Here is a 19,469-nt window from a genome sequence, read left to right as displayed (position 1 = left end):
GTCCTACTTTGTATCAGGGAGAAGAATAGTACCATTCCCAAACAATCCGGGAGTAAAGCCCTTGGCTTTCACTTCCGCTTTTATCTTTCTGTTTCCACTGTTTGCAAAAGGATAGATTTTTGAAAGAGTACCACTGTATTTTGTATTGTCACCATCTATACTATAGTTGAATGTCTGACCAACTTTAAGCACTTTCCAATACTTTTGATCAATCTCCAATACCAGTTTTCTCTTCTTTATACTTTGTACTCTCATGACTGTACGGATCATAGCACCGGAGACAGCATCTCCTGCCTCAAGATTTTTTTCGTAGATAACCCCGTCAAATGGTGCTTTAAGCTGTGTTTTGTCAAGGAGTGCCTGCTGGTATGCAAACTGTGCTTTGGCATTTTCATATCTGAATATATAACTATCGAATTTCGAAGCATCAACAAGTTTTTTAACTTTTACCTGTCTTTCATACTCTTTACGTGCATACTTAAGAGCAATAGTTGCAATATCCAGCGCGGCCTTGAGGTCATCATTATTCAACTCTGCAAGGATCTCTCCTTTTTTAACTATAGATGCCACATCCACATTTACCTTTTCTACTGTTCCACTGGAAACAAAAGCCAAGTCAGCATGCTGTGCAGCCTCAACATTAAATGTTGCATAAATTTCTTCTGCCTGAAGGCTCAATACCAATAGCATTATACCCCATAATATTCTTCTCATTTGATAAACTCCTTGGGATCTTTCCCTGCATAATAGTAATAGATCGACTTCTTCACTTCATAGTCATATACTGTCTCTTTATAGCTTGCTTTGGCAAGTGTCATCTGTGTCAAAGCATCAAGATAGGCAATATCATCGACCAATCCTGCTTCAAATTTCTGCTTCAAAACTTTATAAGTGCTTGTGGCTGCTTTGAGTGCAGATTTGGCACTTTTAATCTTCTCTTTTGTTGTACTCAAACCTTTTTTTGCCAATTTAAAGTTCATCTTCTGTTCTTTCTTTGCCTGAGCTATCCGTGAAAGCAGCGCCAATCTCCTGTATTTCACTGCTTCACTCTCTTTAGCCATTTTTCCATGATCAAAAATACGCATATTAATAGAAATTTCTACTTTGTTCTGATGATTCATCAAAAAGCTATCAGCTCCGACACCCGGTATAGAGACCAGATCATTAAAATGTGATCTGTGATATGTATCGGACAAATTAACCTGTGGTAAATAGCCCGCATCTATCGCTTTTGCATTTTCATCTATGGTATGGGCATTTGCCTGAAGTATCTTGATATTTTCAAACCATTCAAAATGTACGTTTCCGGGCTCCATAAAATAATTACGTCTCAAATATTTGGCTGAGAGTCCACTGATCAGCTTAAGATTCTCTTCACTGGTTTCAACAGCCAATGTTGTATTTTCAATCATATATTGGTTATTGTCATAGGCTGACTGAAGCTTGTCGACTTCTTCCTGTGTTGCCAATCCTGTCAGTTTAAATTTCCTAATACGTACTATTTGTGCTTTAAGTTCTTTGGAACGTACCTTTAAAGCCTTCAGTGTAGCAGCGTATTGCTTAGCAGCATAATAGTAACGTACGATCCGCAGTGTCATACTCTTTTCAAAAGCAGTTTTTTCAAACAGTGAAGCTTCATGCTCAAACCCTTTGCCACGTAAAACAGCTTCTTTCCTGCCACCATCATAAAGATTCAACTTTGCAGAAATAAATACATTGCCTGTCCTGCCTGGACTTACCACATACTTAGGGGACTGAAAACTATAATCAGCGCCAACATCAACCGTCGGCCAATAAGCGCTCTTTACTGCTTCTATCTCTTTTTGTTTTGATTGTATATTAAGTACTTTCTCTTTCATTAACCCATTGTTTTTTTGGGCATGGATAATCAATGTTTTTAAACTGTAACTTTGTGCAAAAAGAAAAAACGGCACAAAAAAAACAAATACTATTCTTCTCATTATTGTCCTTTTACAGAGAGAAGTTCAAAAAGCGTGTTGATATACTTATTTAACTCCTCTTTTAGATCTACTATACTGTGTGTTGTCTCAGATGCAATAAACATCCCCTTCGCCGTAGCGAAGATCCCTTTGGCCATTTTTGTTGCCTCCGGAGCAATTTCATTATTTTTAACACCCTCTTCTATCAGTTTTTCAAACCAGAGATAATAAGCATCAAAACATTCTGTTTGAAATGCCATCATCTCTTTGTGTGAATGTAAGAGAGATATACCTGTAAACATCTTATATAATACTCTAAGATCAGCACTCTCTTTGTCATAAAAAAATCCGGAAAATATTTTGATCTTCTCTTTGGTATTTTCTGCATTTTCAAGTTGCTTTTCTATCTTGATATTATGCTCACGCATTAAAATACTCACCAACTCAAAAAGAAGCTCATCTTTACTTTTAAAATACTCATAAAAAGTACCTTTACCTATCCCTGCTGTTTGGGCTATTTTGGAGATAGTCGGTTCCTGCATTCCACCTTTGATAATAAGATCTTTACAGGCTAGCGCGATATCTCTTTTCTTTTGCGTCTTATCTACAATAATCGCCATATTCTCCCTTTCAACTAGAGGTTCTATTAAATGACCGACCGTCAGTCAATTAAAGTATAGCAAAAAAAAACTTACCCGTCAAGAAGGGATCAAAAATCCTTGATCCCTTCTGCAATATCCTTTTCCAATCTGCCAAATGCACTATCCATCGCAGATACAATGTTTGAGGCATCTCGTTTTGTTGGTACTGTTGTACTAAAGAGTCTTGCTTTACGTTTATGGGTACGTATATTCTCCACTTCCCAGTTGGCATCAAGATAGACCCTCTCCCCCTGAGCGATGAAACGAGTGATCTGTACTTTTACTTTTACTGTAGGCTGTCTTTCTACACCCCATGGATAGGCATAGACATTAGGCTGATTGAACTTTTTTTGCAAAAACCCTATAAGTCTTTGTGTCAACCCGGCATCCAAGTCTTCTGCCCATACTGCACCGTCTAAAAAAGTGATCTGACTTGAAGTCTTGGCAACGGCAATTTCACGTTTGAAAAGATACTTGGGGACAATAACCTTCTCTACACCGATCACTCTATGTTTTTGTGCATAATGATGCAGAGGTTGTGAAGCTGTAGACAGTACATAATAGTTGTTACTTGACACACAACCACCTAAAATGAGCAATAGAGGTAAAAGCCATGATTTTTTTAACATTAGTGATCTCCAAATATGAGTGAGTTTGGTTTACGGTTTAACATTTCCAGAAACTGCTGCATCTCTTTGGATGTCTCAGTAACGATCTTGAGTGTCTGTGAAAGCTGCTTGGTGATCAGTGAATTACTGTCATACCCTTTGACTACTTTTTTGGTTGTCTGAAGTGTTCTGGTCAACTCTTTTAACATTCTGTTCACCTCATCAGGCATAGCTGCAAACGATCTCTTGTTTGTCATTTTATTGATATTCTCCACACTTCTCTTCAGATCAAGCAGTACAGCATTGGCATTTGCTACAGGTTTGGCACTCTCATCGACTACTTTGTTCAGTGATGCCAAAAGCTTTTCAAGAGGAAGCCTGTTGATCTTGTCCAGTATTTTCGTTGCACTTGCCATGATGTTTCCGGAACTGTACCCCACCGTTGGCAAAGATGCATACCTGCCCTCTTTGGTGATCACTCTGCTAGTATCATTACGGTCAAACACAAGATCCACATAGAGCATACCGGTAATAATATCTGTCGGTACTATCTGTGCACGCAGTCCCTCTTTGACTGCCTGATAGAGATTCTCCTCTCCTGTGTGCTGTGTGTCATTTTTGTCTTTAAACACAGAGGTATCTATATCAACTACTACTTTACCTCTCATTTTATGGGTAGATCTTTCATAAGAGAGTGAGATCTTTTTCACTTTTCCTACCTCAAATCCCTCATACCGTACTGCTGCATTCTCTTTGAGTTTGGCAAGGGAACCCTCTGTATGCAATATGAATGTTTTGATATATTTTCCCCCATACCCTACTTTTTTCCCTTCGATGATATTTTTATTTTTATAGAGTTCAAAAACAAAACTGTTGGGAACAGTGCGGTTACTCTCTTTTCCTGTCGTTGAAAATTCAATGGCACCCTGGATCAAGTCTGTTACCGGTGCTACGGTAATATCAAGATTACCGTTTTGCAATCCTGCATCCAAGGTACTCCTCACCCAGAACTTTGAATCAGTATGAATGTAGGGTACATAGCGTTTATCAATAAACACAATAACATCCACAGAGGCATCATCCAGTGCCAATACGACATATTCAACCTGTCCGACCTTTACATTTTTCAAGTAGATAGGGGTACCCACTTTCACTGAACTGTCACCTCTTGGGGTATTGAGTACAAAATACTCACCTCCACCGATATTACGGTAGGCATGATCCAGTCCTGCAAAATTCTCTTTATAGTTACCGTTCTTTTGTGCAAACATGTTGATGTAAGTACCTGAGATAAGGGTATCCAGTCCACTGATCCCTGAAACACCGACTTCTGGTTTGACTATCCAGAATTTACTGTTTTCATTCAGATAGGGGGTGACGCTCCTGTCCATCCGTGCAACAACAACAACCCCTTCACCATCTTCCTGCAACTCGATTTTATTGATCACACCAATGGGTACATCTCTGTATTTAATATGACTTTGACCTGCCTGCAGTCCTTCATTCTTGGGAAAAGTGATCCTGATCTGGGGTCCTAACTCAGAGTAATATTGATATGCCAGCCATCCTGCGATAAGCAGTGCAATGAACGGAACGATCCATATAGAAGTAATAAAATTAAATTTGGTTGATTCTTCTATTTCCGGTATTTCTTGAGACATCTTATCTGTTTTCCTTTATGAGTCGTGTATCAAAGGCATGTGCCGCCAACAGTGTAAAAAAGACCGAGAGGGCAAAAGCAGTGGCTGCCGTACCTGCAACAATCTCGATATTTGCCAAATGTATCAATGCTGCCAATATAGCCACAACAAAAACATCTATCATTGACCACGGACCTGCCACTTCTGTCATATAGTAAAGTTTATGTTTATTGACTTTCCTGTCTTTTCCTATAGGGTATTTTACACTAATTAACAAATAAAACAAGATAAGGAATTTTAACACCGGTATAACGATAGATGCAAAAAAGATGATCGCCGCTATAGGGTAGGATCCGTGTTCCCACAGCATGATCACACCGCCAAGTATCGTACTGCCCTGGGTTGCTCCAAATTTTTTGGTAATAAGCATCGGATAAAGATTGGCTGGAATATAGGCAATGATCGCTGTGATAAGATATGCCCAACTCTTCTCTGTTTGAAACGTCCGGTGCTTGTAAATATGTGATCCGCATCTGCGACATACATTCTCTTTGCCCTTGTCTATATTCACTGCTTCACAGACAGGGCAGCGCAGCAGTTCATCTTCTTTGACTTCTATCATTGACACTTCTCTTCTAAAAATATTCTTTTTCTCAGCATCCATATTTCAGAAATGTGTATTGTTTTTGTTATATAAAGATCGAACAGTACAAATAAGATTAATGCCCAAAAAGCGATCCCCATATGTATCTGAGCATATCCTATAAGCTTTACCAGTGCCACCAGTATACTGATAAGAAAAATATCACTCATGCTCCATGGAGTGATATGTGAAAGCAGTATCAACAGCTCCTTACTCAACTTCTCTCCTGTTTTCAGTTTTAAAAGTAAAAAAAGAAATATATAGATAAAAAATGTCATCAAGGGAAAAATAAAGATCAGAAATGCACACAGTAATCCTACAATATAAAATCCGTTATCAAAAAGACTCACAAAGGTCTTGGGTATCGTAATGAACTGTTCATGTCCCAGTATTTCTATCTTGACCAGAGGGAAGAAATTTGCCAATGCAAAAAAGATCAATGCTGCAATACTCAATGCCAAACCGTGTTCTGCAAGTTTACTATCATATCTGTAAAGCACAGTCTTGCATTCCCGGCAGCATGCCTTAGAACCGTCCTGTATAGTGATCTCTTTATGGAGCGTATGACACTTATGGCAGATGACCAGATCATCTAACGCATCTTCATTTTCAAGTTTCATGGATATAATTATAGCTGAACCATCTGATAATTATAAGGACTATCATGCGTATTCTATCTATCGGCAAAACAGTGTATCATGACAAACTGGATATCACTTCCATAGAAGAGTCCATGCTTGACAGCCATACAAATATTGAAGTGTATGACTATATCATCATTCATGGAGGTGACGGTACCATCAGAAGGGTTTTGATACATTTGCATAAGCTGGATGCACTTCCAATATTCATTCTGAATCCTACAGGTTCTTTCAACGTAGTGGCCAAAGTACATCAGGTACCTGCATTGGAAGAGGTATTGAATCAGCTTGCCAAAGGCGAAGTACCCCCTACACGATCCCAATCTATCTACAGACTGAATGATGATATATTTCTTTTTTCAGCCGGAAACATGGGTGACCTGCATCATATATTTCTCTCTGAGACGCTGCGTTTCGGACTGTTGGAGAAAGGTATAACCAAATATATACTGGCTCTGCTCTTTCTCCTTCCTGTGCATCTTGTTATGACACCTTTCATGCTGATAAGCAAAAGAAAGTTTTTCATTTTCACACCGCTGGGTATGATCAAAAAATTTGGCAGTTTTTACGGAGAAGTCAAGAAGATGCAGATCGATCTCAAAAACGGACATAACCTTATTGAACTTGATGGAGATATTGTCATCATTCAGGAAAATATATTACATATTGAACCGGTCAGTCAGATAAAGATCCTGACAAAAACCACATTGGGTAATACATAGGTAATGCAAAGTGAGTATGATTTATGAAAAAAATGATATATTTTAGATTATATAATTCTGTAATGGAGAGAGCACATGTATAAATCACTCCATTATTTTCTCTTTGGCATACTTTTTTCAAGCCTGCTGCCTGCTCAAAGTTTTGATGATCCTTCAGATCCTGGCAGTATCTCCTTTTTCTTTCTTTTTTTCTTTCTGATCCTCATATTTTTACTTTATAAAGCAGTCTCATTCTACCGATCTCAAAAAGAGAAGCATTCTCATTTGGAAGTAGATCATACTTCTGAAGCAACTCTGCCCGATAGAGATCAAGAAGCAGAGGTTGATGCCAAAGAACTGATCGATTTTCTCAAAACAAATACAGAACACAATGAAATACGTAACAGGATCTTCAGAGTACAGGATCTTTTGGATGAGATCCATAAACTTGTTCTGCCGGCTATTGAAAAAAACCATATTGAGTTTATTTATGATATTGACTACAATGTCCCCATTGAACTGGTCGGTGACTCTTTGGTTCTCCAACAAGTCCTCTATAACCTTCTTTCGCATGCATTGACATGTCCGGATGCATGTAATGTACTTGTAAAATTCCGAAAAAAAGGACAGGAAGAGACAGAAAAGCTTATCATTGAGATACTCAGTACAACAGCTTCTGTAGATCATGATACATTGGATTTCCCTGAAACCCAAAAGCTGGTTGAACAGATGCAGGGAGAACTCTTTGTTGAGAATAGAGAACAGATGGGTACCCTCTATCGTATTACGCTGCCTTTTCTCCATAATGAATTCTATCAGGAAGCATATTATTCTCTTCCTCAGACTGTCACAGGCAAAAAAATCCTACTGATCGAAGATAACCTCTATACAAAAAATATCATCAGTGATATGTTCAAATATTTCGGCTTGGCAATCATTGTAAAACAGTATAAGCAACTCTCAGAAATACAGGATTTTGATACGTATGATATGATCATTTTAGATGTAAGAAGACTTACCCCTGTGCTAATACGGCATTTGGAAGAGATCAAAGCAAACAAAAAAGTAAAGCTGATCTCTCTTGAAACCCTTACCAACCAGCCAAACAGACGTACCAAACCCCATACATTCATAGATAAATGTCTCTATAAACCCTTAACCCAGGGGATGGTTCATGAACTTCTTTATGAAATGTATGTGCTTCAGCCCAATGAACATTTTGTCATAGATGAAGGTGACACTGCTCAGGAGATACAACCTAAGAGAAGCGGTGAGATCGTATTTATTGAAGAGACAGCCAATATTACACGGGAAGATTTTCAGGATTTTGACAACACACATGTTCTCGTGGTAGAAGACAACAAAATAAACCAGAAGATCCTGCAAAGTGTTCTTGAAATATCCAAAATTAAATTAACTGTTGCCAATCACGGACTTGAAGCATTGAACTACCTTGAGAAAGATAACACTATCGATATGGTACTCATGGATATCAATATGCCGATCATGGACGGTTATCAGGCAACAAAGAAGATCCGTGAGAATGATCTGTTTGCTTCTCTGCCTATCGTTGTTATCAGCGCCTTGGATCTTCGGGATGAGATAGAAAAGATGTATCTTGCGGGTGCAGATGCCCACCTGACAAAACCTTTTAAGATAGGACAGCTCTATAGTGCATTTAAAATGTTTTTAAATCATAACAATACAGAAACGGCAGATGATGCCGATATACAGACTGTACATTTCACTGAAGACAAAAATATTCTGGATATTGACAAAGGCATTGCCTCCGCACAGAATGTACTGAGCTACAGAGATGTTCTGAGAGAAACACTGGTCATGCTCAAACATACCGACGAGACGGTAAAAGAGATGATCATTAAAAAAGAATTCAATGCTCTTTATGAGTATTGTGTCAGCACAGCAAAGGATAGTGCACATATCGGTGCAGTCAGTCTGAACAATATACTCAATGAGATGATCATCCTTATCCAAAACAAAGAAGAGGAGTTGTTAAAGACATACATTGTACTTTACCGGGAAGAGTGGCTGAAGACAAAACGCAATATTGAGCTTTATTTAAAGAGTGTTAAGGCGTTTTAACAGCTTTTGGTCTCGTCATAATACCCAACAACCCTCTTATCTACATGTATCACCCTGCGTAGATACTGAGTCAGATCACCTCGGTTAAAGTCTATTTTGAGCCGTTTTGGGTCTATCGCACGGGAAATGGCTACGTAAAACTGGCTGGAGGCAAAAATATTGTCCACATTGCAGACCAGATTATCTATGCTCATGCCCTGGCTTTTGTGTATGGTCACAGCATAGGCTAGTTTTAAAGGGAACTGGGAGAGTGTTGCCAAAGAGATACTCTCAATGGTACCATCTTCTTTTACGTGCATATCAAGCAGGTCAAAATCATGTCTTTCCACACGTACATACTCCTCTTCTTTCTCTACGATAAGATGATCTTCTTCTATCTTGCGAAGTATACCCCTCTCTCCATTGACGAACTTCCCCCATTTGTTCACGGTAAAGAGGATAGGAACCCCCTCTTTAAGTGTAAGCTGCTCCGTAATAGGCAGCATGTTTTTCCAGCCTGAAAGTTTCTTCTCGTGGACATTTCCAAACATTTCTATATTGGCAAAGAGGATGGTCTCTTCAGTCTCCAGCTCATTAAGTTTGGCTCTATTGGTCTGATCCACTTCCAAATTACGCCCAAAAAGGTAGGTAGGGTCTTTTTCCAAAGCTTCATTGTTCCAGAGTCTGCTCATATAGGTGATAACCTCTTCATCACACACCCCTTTGCGTACTTTGGAGAGGATATGGGTAAATTCAGCATCCTGTGTCCGCTTCATTTCGGTCAGTTCTATGACCATAAGATCAAACCGCTCCCAAGCCATACTCTCAAAAGCGTAGAGTTTCTCTCCAAAGACATCCGCTCTGCTGTTTTGTTTCTGCACAGGCGGCAGTTGAAAAAAATCTCCCACAAAAAGCAATTTTCCAAGATAGCCGTAATGATTGAGCCTGTAAGCGATCATATCAAGCAGATCAGAGCTTATCATACTTATCTCATCAATGATAATAAGATCTGTGGCTTTGAGTACTTTTTTTAGGTCAGCCAGTCTTTTCTTCGCACGCTTGTCACCAGCTGCCAACTCCTCGAAACTCGAAGCGATCCCAAAGACAAAAAAGCTGTGTACTGTAAAACCGCCAATGTTCACAGCACTTACTCCGGTTGAGCCAAGCGATACTACCTGTTTGCCCTGCTTACGATACTCCAGGATCACTTCATTGGTGATATAACTTTTCCCTACCCCTGCACCACCTGTCAAAAAGACATTGGAGTGCTTCAGTGCTTCCAGTACATCAACTCTATCTGCCAAAACCACCCTTTTGGTTGGTTTCTTTAGTAAAACCAGCCCTGTCTACAAGCCCTCTTTGACAACGGCTGTGTATCTGTTTTCCGTTTTTAAGCATTTGGGAAAAGATGTTACCGCTTCCAAGATGTATCCAGAGTTCAGTGATAAGTCCATTCCTGCATTGCAGTGCCACTCTTTTCCCGCTGCCTGTACCGAAACTACTGTCAAATTGATCTCTTATCTGTTTGAGAGTAACTCTTTTACCTATATGCTTTACAAAAAAATCATTCACTTTGGAAGCACTTATCTGATCGGTAAAATCTATAGCATTTTTGTAATACTGCTCTGCATCTGTGCCGTAACAGGAACCATGCTTATACCATTCATGTTTATGAAGGTTTGAAGCAAATCCCGGCATCACTCTGGAGAGTCTCTCTTTTGTTTCCCTGCTTAATTTAAGTTCAGGCATTTTATTCCATCGTTTGTACCGATCCATAGTAATATATTTTCTCTCTACATGACAATAGGTTCTGTTCTTAGGTTGCGGCCAGAGTCCGTGCAGTACAAAATGTTTTTCATAATATTCAGATTTCAGTATGGACAGAAGTCTTCTTTTACACTCTTTTTTATAGCGGTGTGTTTCACAAAAAGCATTGTGCCAACTTAGGGCAAGAATATTATTCTGTGAAATTTTATTATTATTATATTTTTTACTATTAATATTTTTATATTTTTTAGTATTACCCGTGATACCAATCCTCTTTAAGGCATTATCTATCTCGTCATCAATACGTACTACACTGCTTGCCACCGGTGAAACATTGGCACCACTGCTTTTATAAAAACAGGTATCATTCACCCATCTTTGTGCAGGCTGTTCTCCACTGATGAGTATAAGATCCTGCCCTTTATGGTGTTTAAGTATCGTATATTTTTTAGTAGTATCCAACACCACATGATGGGTGTTTCTGGTATGCTTCATATTATTGAAGGCTTCACATTCCTGAGTGGGAATGGCAGTCGATCTTGCCGATAGAGACAAAGTAAGCAGTAAAGATAGAAACCAGACTCTTGTCATATATATTCCTTAAATCAAATAAAAGGATATTATACTGTAATAAGATTATCTGTTTCTATCTCTTTTCCTGTTCTATTCAAAATAGGATAATAATTTCTCTTTATTCGTTTTGACAAGATCAGAAGTAATATTTTTTTTCAAGATCGCTTTCGTATCGGAAGAGAGTAACTCCATCAGTTGTGCATTCAATTCCTGAGGGAATGCCAGAAAAAGCTGTTTAGGTTTCTCTTTGGCTATTATGGCATTGATATCATTGGCAACATCTTCAACAGAACGTCTTTTACGCTCATTCTCAAGATTATGCTCTTCTCCTATGGAGTTTCCGAACCTCCCTGCACTGTCACTCACTACCTCCTCTACCTTTTTATGTGCATCTATATAATCCATAGCATGATGCAGTCCAAGTGCATAGGAGATCTTCAAGTCATTCCCTACTATCGCTTCATGTTTTTGAATATGATACTCTTTTAACTCACCTAAATTGGCAACAATAACCATTGTATTATCAAGCTTCATTATAAACTCCTTTTTTTTCATCATAGCACATCTTGGAAAATGGATGATAAACAGAGTATGTTGTATGCTCTTAACGCTTATTTTGCTATGATATACACATGATTTTCAATACCTTGGATACTTTACCTAAAACAGTTGGCAAAAAACATAAAAACCCCTGCACACACAGACGCAGACGTTCAAACATGATGCTCAATCCCCTCAACCTCAAACATCTCAACCACATGGATGAGAATAGTGCTGACATGATTACACTCAATCTCGAAGATGCTATTGCTCCAAGTCGTAAAAAAGAGGCTTTACACAATATTGCACTTTTTCTCTCCCATATGGAATATTCAGACAGTTTTATAGTCGTACGTACCAACCCTCTCAATGACGGTGGCGCTGAGGAGATAACTTTTTTGAATGATTTTAGTTTTGATGCTATCCGTATAGCCAAAGTAAGATCACAAACTGAGATCGCACAAGCCCTTACCCTGCTTTCAGAAGAAAAAGAGCTGCATATCTCACTGGAAACAAAAGAGGCTTTTGAAAACCTGTGTCAGCTTCGTATCGATGAACGACTCACTACTGCCAATTTGGGTATACTCGATCTGCTTACCTCTTTTAATCTGCCTCAGTCCATAGTCACACTTGATAATCCTACCATAGACTATATTCTCTCCAAATTTTTAGTGGATGCAAAAACAGCAGGCATCCATCCTGTTGGCTTTATGTTCCAGGAATACAATGATACTGAGACTTTCAAAGCATGGTGCGAGCATGAAAGAAATATGGGTTTTGAAAGTAAAGCCTGTATGGGTCCAAAGCAGGTAGAAATAGCAAATTCCATTTTTATTATTAATAAATATGAAATAGAGAGAGCCAAGCATATCAAAGCTGTTTTTGAAGCTAATGCAAAACAGAATATCAATGGATTTATGGATAAAAAATATGGTTTTATAGATGAGCCTATCTATAGGGACAGCCTATTGATGCTAAATAATATAGAGGAATAGATATTGAAACTTTTCAAACTGTTTTTACTCACTGCACTGATACCGTTCATTCTCACAGCAAATGAAGACAGACCACCCATCTCCTATAACTACCTTTCCAAAACAAACGTACAACACTTTATAGCTATGATGCACAAACGGTACGGCTTTGACAGAAACTATCTGAAACGTGTATTCAAGCAGGCAAAACTCGATCGTGATACATTGGCACGCTACACCGGAAAATTCAAAAAGAACACCACCGTGGGAAGCTGGGAGCGGTTCAAACTGCATGTGGTCAATGAAACAACGTTCAAAGAAGCACGGGTATTTAAAAAACAGCACTATAAAACACTGAACAAGGCAGCACGTATGTATAAAGTCGATGAGGACTACATTGTTGGTTTCTTGGGTGTAGAGAGTCACTTTGGTACCTACACTGGAGATTATAATATCTTTGATGCACTCGCTACACTTGCTTTTCATCCCAACCGTATGCAGAAGTTCTTTAAGAATGAACTCAAACATCTCTTTCTGTTTGCCAGAGAAAAAGGCTATATTCTTACAAAACTCGAAGGCTCGTTTGCAGGAGCCATGGGCTGTGTTCAGCAAGTACCTTCCATTGCAGAAAAATTCAACTTCGATTTTGATGGAGACGGTGCAAGTGTCTGGGATATTGAGGACTGCATCGGAAGTATTGCCAAATTCATGCATCAAAACGGTTGGCAAAAAGGATTGGCTGCTGCCACGCCTGCTTCTTATAAAGGCAGTAAACGTTTTAAAAAGCTGCGAACCTCCCATAAGCATATGCTTTCTTTACACGCTATTAAAAAAGCCGGTATCAAACCTTTGTACCCATTCAGGCAGCAACATGCCTATCTTGTTAAAACACATAATGCTACCCATGATGATCTCTGGCTTGGAACAAAGAACTTCAGAGTGCTTACACGATATAACAATTCGGCAAATTACGGTGTGGCTATTTATCTCATTGCACAGGCTCTTAAATAGATAAATCTGTGATCAACGGTACAAAAACAAATCCCGGGAACTCTTCTTTTTGTAACTTAGTGTTGGAAAGTTTTGTAAATTTAAAAATGGAATTTTGTACAGGGATCACCAGAATACCTCCTGTTTTCAACTGTTCAAAAAGCGCATAGGGTATTTCCTGAGCACTTGCAGAGACCAGGATCCTGTCAAATGTCTGCCCTGGAACCCCAAGCTTTTCTCTTGCCTTTTGGATATGACAACGCTCTGCAAAGGAGAACTGTTCAAGATTCTTTTTACCCTGCTCTACCAGATCATCTACTCTTTCGAGTCCTGTTACACTGCCCTCTTCTCCTACAATAGCACATAGTAATGAGGTTGTCCAGCCCGATCCCGAACCGATATCAAGTACCTTATCTCCCTCTTTAATGGAAAGTTGTTCCAGCATAAATGCTACCGTTGAAGGTTGGGATATTGTCTGATCCTTCCCTATGGGAAGCGGTCTGTCAATATAGGTAAACTCAGAAAATGCTTCAGGCACAAAATACTTTCTGTCTATTTTGTAGAACGCATCAATAATAGCAGGGGTATGCAGCGTACCTGCTAAGATCATGCTGTCAATAAGTTCTTGCATACTTTTCATGGATCAATTCCCAATAAATGCTGCACTCATGTAGCCAACTACCTGGGACTTGTCTCCACTGGTATCTGCACTCGTACGGTAGTCAAGAAGTATAGACTTCAATCCTCTTTTTTTCGCTGCGATCAGCATCGCTTCTACACCTATTTTACCGCAGGCTTCACACCCCTGATGCAACTCTGAAGCATCAAGATTCTTTACTGCATCCAGACAAATACTGTCCAATCTGTTTGCCTTTTCAATACTGTGGTAATGACTCAAATCGGTACTGATCACCACTACGGTATCAGGATCATACAACAGGTGCTCTATGATATTTGCCAATCTTTGAGGGCTTTCATCTCCATAGACCATCTCTACAATAGAAGCATCTTCCTCATACTTTTTAATAAACGGCATCTGTACTTCGGTACTGTGCTCATGATGTGCCTCAGGTATGAATGTTAGTCCAAATTTTTCTTTAAGCTCTGTTAGCAAAGATCTGTTTATAGGCAAAGTTCCTAAAGGCGTTGCATAGCTGTCATAGTCTGAAACACTTGTACCCTTTAGGTAAACCTTATGGCTGGGTCCTATGACCACTACACATTTTGCATGGCTGTTTTTCAACAGCCTCATCGCAACATTTGCAGTAAAAGCCGAATAAACATACCCTGCATGAGGCACGATGACAGCTCTTGGTCTAAGATGGAGTATAGCTTCATCCTGCAAATGTTCCTCTAATATTTGATTATAATGTTCTAGCATTGCTTTTATTTCATTAGCATCAGACGGATAGAACTGTCCGGCTACCGCCGTTTCTCTTGTACTCATGACCAAATTCCTTCAATCATTCTTTTACATTTTGGACAATGCCCATCTTCCAGTTTATTAACTGTCACAGAATAACCGGTACGGTCGATCAGCAGCTCTCCGCATTCAGGACAAAAGGTATCTCCATGTACAGGAACATTTCCCATATAGACGTAGTAAAGTCCTGCTTTCTTACCGATATCACTGGCTCTTTTAAGGGTATCGATCCCTGTAAATTCATGATCCTGCATTTTATAATCAGGATGAAAAGCACTTAGATGCCAGGGCACATGTCTGCCAAGATCATTGGCAATGAACTCTGCCATTTCTGTCAGGTCTTTATTACTATCATTCTCACCTTCGATGAGAAGTGTCGTTACTTCAACCCAGATCCCTTCAGCTACCATTCTTCTGAGTGTATTTTTGACTGCTTCAAGTCCACCTTTTAGGACTTTTTTATAGTAGTCATCATCCCAGCTTTTAAGGTCAATATTGGCAGCATCCAACCAGCTTGGCATATCTTTGATGATCTCAGGAGTTTCAAAACCATTACTGACAAAAATGTTTTTGAGTCCTTTCTCTCTGGCGATCACCCCGATATCTTTTGCATACGGATAAAAGATGGTCGGCTCATTATAGGTATAGGCAATAGACTGACACCCATGTTCAAATGCCATATTTACCATCTGTTGAGGAGTTACTTCTATCTGCTTATTAACCTTTGTCTCTTGGGAGATATCCCAGTTCTGGCAAAAAGGACATTTAAAATTACACCCCACCGTTCCAAAGGAGAGTGCCTTGCTGCCCGGCAGTAGATGATAAAGCGGTTTCTTCTCTACAGGATCAACATTCAATGCAATAGGATGACCATACACAAGATTTTTAAGTGCACCATTCTCATTTTTATTGACACCGCATATACCTACCTGCCCTTCTTTCATCTGACAATAATGCCGACATAAAAGACAGGTAATCTTCTCTTTATCTTCAACTTTTTTATAGTATTTCATCGTTTCATGATAAGTCATTATGACTCCTTCTTTGAATAACCCTTATGCAAAGTAACTCAACTTTCTTTCATAATATCACATAACAATAAAAAAGTCAAATGGATAAAATACTATCTCTGTTCTCTGTTTTTTCTCAATTCTTTCAGTTTTTTCTGGTATTCGTCTCCATCCCCATATAAAAGATACTCATCATAAAACGCATGTTTATATGCTACTTTTTTTGCATGCTTTATAGGACAGAAATAAAGTTCGGTTCTGCTGGCGATCATAGATGCATAGCACATTAATCCGTTAAAATAGGAGCAATACATACAATTGAGTTTTTCAATGATATTCAGATATCCGAGATACTGACGGTCAAACACAACATAATCACTCCGTTTGGCAAATTCAAATTTGAAAACTCTCGATACAACCTGTTTATAAACAAAAAGCATACCATCTAAAAAAAGTGCAGGGATGATCATTGCATAAACAATAGGTGCACTAAGTAGATGGAGAAGAGGAATCTCACTAAACCAGACCAAAAGATTTTTCATATTTTTTCTTTGTCTGGCCAAAACATCCTTTTCAAATATTACATAACCGTTCTTGATCTCAAAATCAATATGTTTTTCCTGCTTTTCGATCTCCTCTCTTAATTTTTGTTTTTTCTCTTCTATCTCTTCTATCATCTCTTTTATTTTATTATTCATTGATGACTCCTTTATTATTATATACCCCCCTCTAAATAACCTAGACATTCACAATGGGTTTTGCAAATGTAATATTGTGTAAGAAATTTACAAGTCCTAGCCTAGACAAAAGCTGGAGATGTTGTGAACACCTAGGTTGTTCAGAGAGTTCTATAGATATTATACAAATATTTCAAGAGAATAAAAAGATTTTATTTTTTAGGATGCCTGAATATAGTTTGATGATGTTTTCTTTAAAGGTATACGCTTTGCTATAGCATTTTGTCTCTGCATATATATCTCAAAATCCTCTTCTCCCAATGGTTTAGAAAAATAAAATCCTTGGAAAATACCACAGCCTTGTTCCAGGAGGAATCTAAATTGTTCCCCGGTTTCTACACCCTCCGCAACAATACTCAGGTCATATATATTTGCCAGTGAAATAATAGTAGAAACCATCATTTTATCAGAGTCACTTTCACCTAAACGACTTACAAAGGCACGGTCAATTTTTAACTCATCAATAGGTATTTCCCGTAAAAAATTCAAGGATGAATATCCTGTACCGAAATCATCCATGGAAATAGAGATACCCAAACGTTTAAGTTCATTAATGATTGAAACGATCTTATTAATATCTTCTGCCAAAAGTGTTTCAGTGACTTCAAAAAGCAGTTTTTTACGTGCATTCTCATTCAAATATATATTACACAAGTGTTCTACCTGATAGACAAAAGAGCTGTGTAGAAACTGTCTGACACTGATGTTGATCGAAAACTGTTCTAACTCCAAGCAGTTTTTCTCCCATTTTTTAAGTGTTTTAAATGCTTCTGAAAGAATATAATTCCCCAGATCAATGATCAGACCGGTTTTTTCAGCGATCATTATAAATTCCGAAGGGTTAATGAGTCCTAATTCAGAATTATTCCAACGCGCCAGTACTTCACACCCTATGATCTTCTGATCCTGATCTACCTGAGGTTGGTAATGAAGTTCTATCTCATTGCTTTTTAACGCAAAATAGAGTCTTCTTTCTACTTCAAGATCATTATCAACCTTTTTAGCCAATATTTCATTAAAATCTATGATCCCGTCACGACCTTGTGCCTTGACTTCATACATGGCAATATCAGCTTCTTTAATGACCTGATTTGCTTTTAGATATTTATCCCCTATCTGCTTGATCCCTATACTGGCACTTATGTGTAAATGGTGATGATCAACAATGTAGGTATCTTTGATCGCCACCAACAGTTTTTTTGAAAAGACATCTGCCTTTTTCATGCAATCGGCAAGATCATCAAACTCATAACTTGCCATCATGAATTCATCACCGCCTATACGTGCAATAAGATGCGTATCTTCACAAAATTTCTCTATTCGTGTTGCAACTTCTATCAATAATTTATCACCAATTTCATGTCCCAGAGAATCATTGATCGTTTTAAAATAATCAAGGTCTATCAGTAGGATATATGCAAATTTTTTAGAAGAGATGATTGAATCCAGCATTTGCTCCAAATAATCTGAAAAATAACGGCGATTAAACAGACCTGTTAAAGGATCATGCTGTGCCTGATGATAAATTTGCTGCATAAGACGATAACTGTTGTTTGAAGTATGAAGCAATAATCCCAGGAATATTACCGAATATATTGCGAGGAAGTATCCGTAGGCTTCCTGTATCATAGCAAAATACACAACCAGAGGATACATCAGTATCAGTAAAATCGGTACAAATATCTTCTTATCTGAGAAAAGAAATGTTGCGGCAATCACCGATGCGCCTACCTGTATAAAGACGACAACATAATGAAGATTGTTTGTTGTCTCTTCTGCATAGAGAATAAAAAGGATCGTCCATAGTCCAAATATGACATAGATGAACAATCGAACCTGCTGATACCAACTTTCCAATTGATCAATTTCAATACGTGTATATTTGAATCGTCGATAGAGACTCCATCCCCAAATAGAGGTCAAGACAATAAAACCATACCATATAAGTGCAGGCTTTGCAACATTATATATCATACTTAGTACAGTAAATCCAAAGCCTGTCAGCAGGGACCATCCTATCAATAATAGTATTTGTTTTTCTAAAAAATTATAAAATCTTTTTTCATTCATGATAAACAATTGTAGTTAAAAAATGTCAAAAAAATGTCAAAAGCTACCATTATCATAAACTGATATAATATCTGATCACTAAAAAAAGGACGGCAAATGGAAATCCGAGTCTATTATGAAGATACAGATGCAGGTGGTATTGTTTATCATACAAACTACATTAAGTACTGTGAACGTGCACGTTCTGAAATTTTTTTTAAACGAGGTATGATGCCGGGTACCGGCAGTCATCATGGATTTGTAGTACGTGACATAAAAGCCAGTTTTCTAGCTACTTCAACATTGGGTGATATGTTGGAGGTTACAACCAAAATACTCACATTGAAAAACAGTTCTATAGTATTACTACAGGAAATATTTAAAAATGAAAAGAAAATTTTTTCTATGGAAGTTGTCCTTGTCTATATTGAAGAAGGGAAACCTTGTCGTATAACTGAGCGTTTTAAAGAAGTTTTTTCTGAATTTTAAAAATAGTCCGGCAGAAAAAAT

General features: G+C 38.2%; 20 protein-coding genes. 5 read left to right on the top strand and 15 right to left on the bottom strand.

The window, feature by feature from the left end:
- Positions 1-3: 3 nt before the first annotated feature.
- From MVE01_RS09440 to MVE01_RS09410, 7 genes are all read right to left on the bottom strand, one after another.
- The gene (locus tag MVE01_RS09440; protein ID WP_472561936.1) at positions 4-714 is read right to left on the bottom strand and encodes an efflux RND transporter periplasmic adaptor subunit; all 711 of its coding nucleotides are present in this window, start codon (positions 712-714) and stop codon (positions 4-6) included.
- A complete protein-coding gene (locus MVE01_RS09435; RefSeq protein WP_472561935.1) occupies positions 711-1,961 on the bottom strand; it encodes a TolC family protein in 1,251 nt (416 codons plus the stop codon). The genes MVE01_RS09440 and MVE01_RS09435 overlap by 4 nt, the downstream gene beginning before the upstream one ends.
- Positions 1,961-2,560: a TetR/AcrR family transcriptional regulator gene (locus MVE01_RS09430; RefSeq protein ID WP_472561934.1), complete on the bottom strand. Its 600-nt coding sequence runs from the start codon at positions 2,558-2,560 to the stop codon at positions 1,961-1,963. Before MVE01_RS09430 ends, MVE01_RS09435 begins: the two co-directional genes overlap by 1 nt.
- Positions 2,561-2,649: 89 nt before the next feature.
- Positions 2,650-3,210 carry a PqiC family protein gene (locus MVE01_RS09425; RefSeq protein WP_472561933.1) on the bottom strand — a complete coding sequence of 187 codons (561 nt, stop codon included), beginning with the start codon at positions 3,208-3,210 and terminating at the stop codon, positions 2,650-2,652.
- Entirely contained in the window at positions 3,210-4,850 is a 1,641-nt protein-coding gene (locus MVE01_RS09420) for a PqiB family protein (protein ID WP_472561932.1), read from the bottom strand. The genes MVE01_RS09425 and MVE01_RS09420 overlap by 1 nt, the downstream gene beginning before the upstream one ends.
- Before the next feature lies 1 nt (position 4,851).
- Positions 4,852-5,451, bottom strand: a complete 600-nt coding sequence (locus MVE01_RS09415) for a paraquat-inducible protein A (protein WP_472561931.1) — start codon at positions 5,449-5,451, stop codon at positions 4,852-4,854.
- Positions 5,448-6,092 carry a paraquat-inducible protein A gene (locus MVE01_RS09410; RefSeq protein ID WP_472561930.1) on the bottom strand — a complete coding sequence of 215 codons (645 nt, stop codon included), beginning with the start codon at positions 6,090-6,092 and terminating at the stop codon, positions 5,448-5,450. The genes MVE01_RS09415 and MVE01_RS09410 overlap by 4 nt, the downstream gene beginning before the upstream one ends.
- A gap of 44 nt (positions 6,093-6,136) precedes the next feature.
- Here MVE01_RS09410 and MVE01_RS09405 point away from each other — a divergent pair, with 44 nt between their 5' ends.
- Positions 6,137-6,835 carry a diacylglycerol kinase family protein gene (locus tag MVE01_RS09405; protein WP_472561929.1) on the top strand — a complete coding sequence of 233 codons (699 nt, stop codon included), beginning with the start codon at positions 6,137-6,139 and terminating at the stop codon, positions 6,833-6,835.
- Between the two features lie 75 nt (positions 6,836-6,910).
- A complete protein-coding gene (locus MVE01_RS09400; protein ID WP_472561928.1) occupies positions 6,911-8,917 on the top strand; it encodes a response regulator in 2,007 nt (668 codons plus the stop codon).
- On the opposite strand, the gene MVE01_RS09395 is transcribed toward MVE01_RS09400, so the two are convergent.
- The 3 genes from MVE01_RS09395 to MVE01_RS09385 form a co-directional block, all read right to left on the bottom strand.
- Positions 8,914-10,200 (bottom strand): ATP-dependent DNA helicase, encoded by a 1,287-nt coding sequence (locus MVE01_RS09395; protein WP_472561927.1) that lies wholly within the window; start codon positions 10,198-10,200, stop codon positions 8,914-8,916. The two genes, MVE01_RS09400 and MVE01_RS09395, sit on opposite strands and share 4 nt — an antisense overlap.
- Positions 10,190-11,254, bottom strand: a complete 1,065-nt coding sequence (locus tag MVE01_RS09390; protein ID WP_472561926.1) for a ribonuclease T2 family protein — start codon at positions 11,252-11,254, stop codon at positions 10,190-10,192. The genes MVE01_RS09395 and MVE01_RS09390 overlap by 11 nt, the downstream gene beginning before the upstream one ends.
- A gap of 72 nt (positions 11,255-11,326) precedes the next feature.
- Positions 11,327-11,770 carry a host attachment protein gene (locus tag MVE01_RS09385; protein ID WP_472561925.1) on the bottom strand — a complete coding sequence of 148 codons (444 nt, stop codon included), beginning with the start codon at positions 11,768-11,770 and terminating at the stop codon, positions 11,327-11,329.
- A 98-nt stretch (positions 11,771-11,868) separates the two neighbouring features.
- On the opposite strand from MVE01_RS09385, the gene MVE01_RS09380 reads away from it, so the two are divergent.
- Together MVE01_RS09380 and MVE01_RS09375 are read left to right on the top strand one after the other, a co-directional pair.
- Positions 11,869-12,771, top strand: coding sequence for an HpcH/HpaI aldolase/citrate lyase family protein (locus MVE01_RS09380; RefSeq protein WP_472561924.1), 903 nt, complete (start codon positions 11,869-11,871; stop codon positions 12,769-12,771).
- Between the two features lie 3 nt (positions 12,772-12,774).
- The gene (locus MVE01_RS09375) at positions 12,775-13,761 is read left to right on the top strand and encodes a lytic murein transglycosylase (protein ID WP_472561923.1); all 987 of its coding nucleotides are present in this window, start codon (positions 12,775-12,777) and stop codon (positions 13,759-13,761) included.
- On the opposite strand, the gene pcm is transcribed toward MVE01_RS09375, so the two are convergent.
- The 5 genes from pcm to MVE01_RS09350 all read right to left on the bottom strand — a co-directional run bounded on the left by pcm (position 13,754) and on the right by MVE01_RS09350 (position 18,980).
- Positions 13,754-14,380: a protein-L-isoaspartate O-methyltransferase gene (gene pcm / locus MVE01_RS09370; protein WP_472561922.1), complete on the bottom strand. Its 627-nt coding sequence runs from the start codon at positions 14,378-14,380 to the stop codon at positions 13,754-13,756. The genes MVE01_RS09375 and pcm overlap by 8 nt on opposite strands.
- Positions 14,381-14,383: 3 nt before the next feature.
- Positions 14,384-15,187, bottom strand: a complete 804-nt coding sequence (gene amrB, locus MVE01_RS09365) for an AmmeMemoRadiSam system protein B (RefSeq protein WP_472561921.1) — start codon at positions 15,185-15,187, stop codon at positions 14,384-14,386.
- The gene (gene amrS / locus MVE01_RS09360) at positions 15,184-16,194 is read right to left on the bottom strand and encodes an AmmeMemoRadiSam system radical SAM enzyme (protein ID WP_472561920.1); all 1,011 of its coding nucleotides are present in this window, start codon (positions 16,192-16,194) and stop codon (positions 15,184-15,186) included. Before amrS ends, amrB begins: the two co-directional genes overlap by 4 nt.
- A 92-nt stretch (positions 16,195-16,286) precedes the next feature.
- Complete coding sequence (locus MVE01_RS09355; protein WP_472561919.1) at positions 16,287-16,871, bottom strand: hypothetical protein; 585 nt, start codon at positions 16,869-16,871, stop codon at positions 16,287-16,289.
- A 198-nt stretch (positions 16,872-17,069) separates the two neighbouring features.
- Positions 17,070-18,980 (bottom strand): putative bifunctional diguanylate cyclase/phosphodiesterase, encoded by a 1,911-nt coding sequence (locus tag MVE01_RS09350; protein ID WP_472561918.1) that lies wholly within the window; start codon positions 18,978-18,980, stop codon positions 17,070-17,072.
- A gap of 96 nt (positions 18,981-19,076) precedes the next feature.
- On the opposite strand from MVE01_RS09350, the gene MVE01_RS09345 reads away from it, so the two are divergent.
- Positions 19,077-19,448, top strand: coding sequence for a YbgC/FadM family acyl-CoA thioesterase (locus MVE01_RS09345; protein WP_472561917.1), 372 nt, complete (start codon positions 19,077-19,079; stop codon positions 19,446-19,448).
- Positions 19,449-19,469: the final 21 nt, after the last annotated feature.

This window comes from Sulfurovum sp. (assembly GCA_026990595.1).
GTDB lineage: Bacteria > Campylobacterota > Campylobacteria > Campylobacterales > Sulfurovaceae > Sulfurovum.
Note: the sequence above shows the minus strand (reverse complement) of the source record. Positions and strands in the feature narration are given on the sequence as shown.

Coding starts and splice junctions, on each gene's coding strand:
- MVE01_RS09355 (WP_472561919.1), bottom strand. CDS start 16,871: ATGAATAATAAAATAAAAGAGATGATAGAAGAGATAGAAGAGAAAAAA.
- amrB (WP_472561921.1), bottom strand. CDS start 15,187: ATGAGTACAAGAGAAACGGCGGTAGCCGGACAGTTCTATCCGTCTGAT.
- MVE01_RS09420 (WP_472561932.1), bottom strand. CDS start 4,850: ATGTCTCAAGAAATACCGGAAATAGAAGAATCAACCAAATTTAATTTT.
- MVE01_RS09415 (WP_472561931.1), bottom strand. CDS start 5,451: ATGATAGAAGTCAAAGAAGATGAACTGCTGCGCTGCCCTGTCTGTGAA.
- MVE01_RS09350 (WP_472561918.1), bottom strand. CDS start 18,980: ATGAATGAAAAAAGATTTTATAATTTTTTAGAAAAACAAATACTATTA.
- MVE01_RS09380 (WP_472561924.1), top strand. CDS start 11,869: ATGATTTTCAATACCTTGGATACTTTACCTAAAACAGTTGGCAAAAAA.
- MVE01_RS09440 (WP_472561936.1), bottom strand. CDS start 714: ATGAGAAGAATATTATGGGGTATAATGCTATTGGTATTGAGCCTTCAG.
- MVE01_RS09405 (WP_472561929.1), top strand. CDS start 6,137: ATGCGTATTCTATCTATCGGCAAAACAGTGTATCATGACAAACTGGAT.
- amrS (WP_472561920.1), bottom strand. CDS start 16,194: ATGACTTATCATGAAACGATGAAATACTATAAAAAAGTTGAAGATAAA.
- MVE01_RS09400 (WP_472561928.1), top strand. CDS start 6,911: ATGTATAAATCACTCCATTATTTTCTCTTTGGCATACTTTTTTCAAGC.
- MVE01_RS09410 (WP_472561930.1), bottom strand. CDS start 6,092: ATGAAACTTGAAAATGAAGATGCGTTAGATGATCTGGTCATCTGCCAT.
- MVE01_RS09385 (WP_472561925.1), bottom strand. CDS start 11,770: ATGAAGCTTGATAATACAATGGTTATTGTTGCCAATTTAGGTGAGTTA.
- MVE01_RS09430 (WP_472561934.1), bottom strand. CDS start 2,560: ATGGCGATTATTGTAGATAAGACGCAAAAGAAAAGAGATATCGCGCTA.
- MVE01_RS09425 (WP_472561933.1), bottom strand. CDS start 3,210: ATGTTAAAAAAATCATGGCTTTTACCTCTATTGCTCATTTTAGGTGGT.
- MVE01_RS09435 (WP_472561935.1), bottom strand. CDS start 1,961: ATGAGAAGAATAGTATTTGTTTTTTTTGTGCCGTTTTTTCTTTTTGCA.
- MVE01_RS09390 (WP_472561926.1), bottom strand. CDS start 11,254: ATGACAAGAGTCTGGTTTCTATCTTTACTGCTTACTTTGTCTCTATCG.
- MVE01_RS09345 (WP_472561917.1), top strand. CDS start 19,077: ATGGAAATCCGAGTCTATTATGAAGATACAGATGCAGGTGGTATTGTT.
- pcm (WP_472561922.1), bottom strand. CDS start 14,380: ATGAAAAGTATGCAAGAACTTATTGACAGCATGATCTTAGCAGGTACG.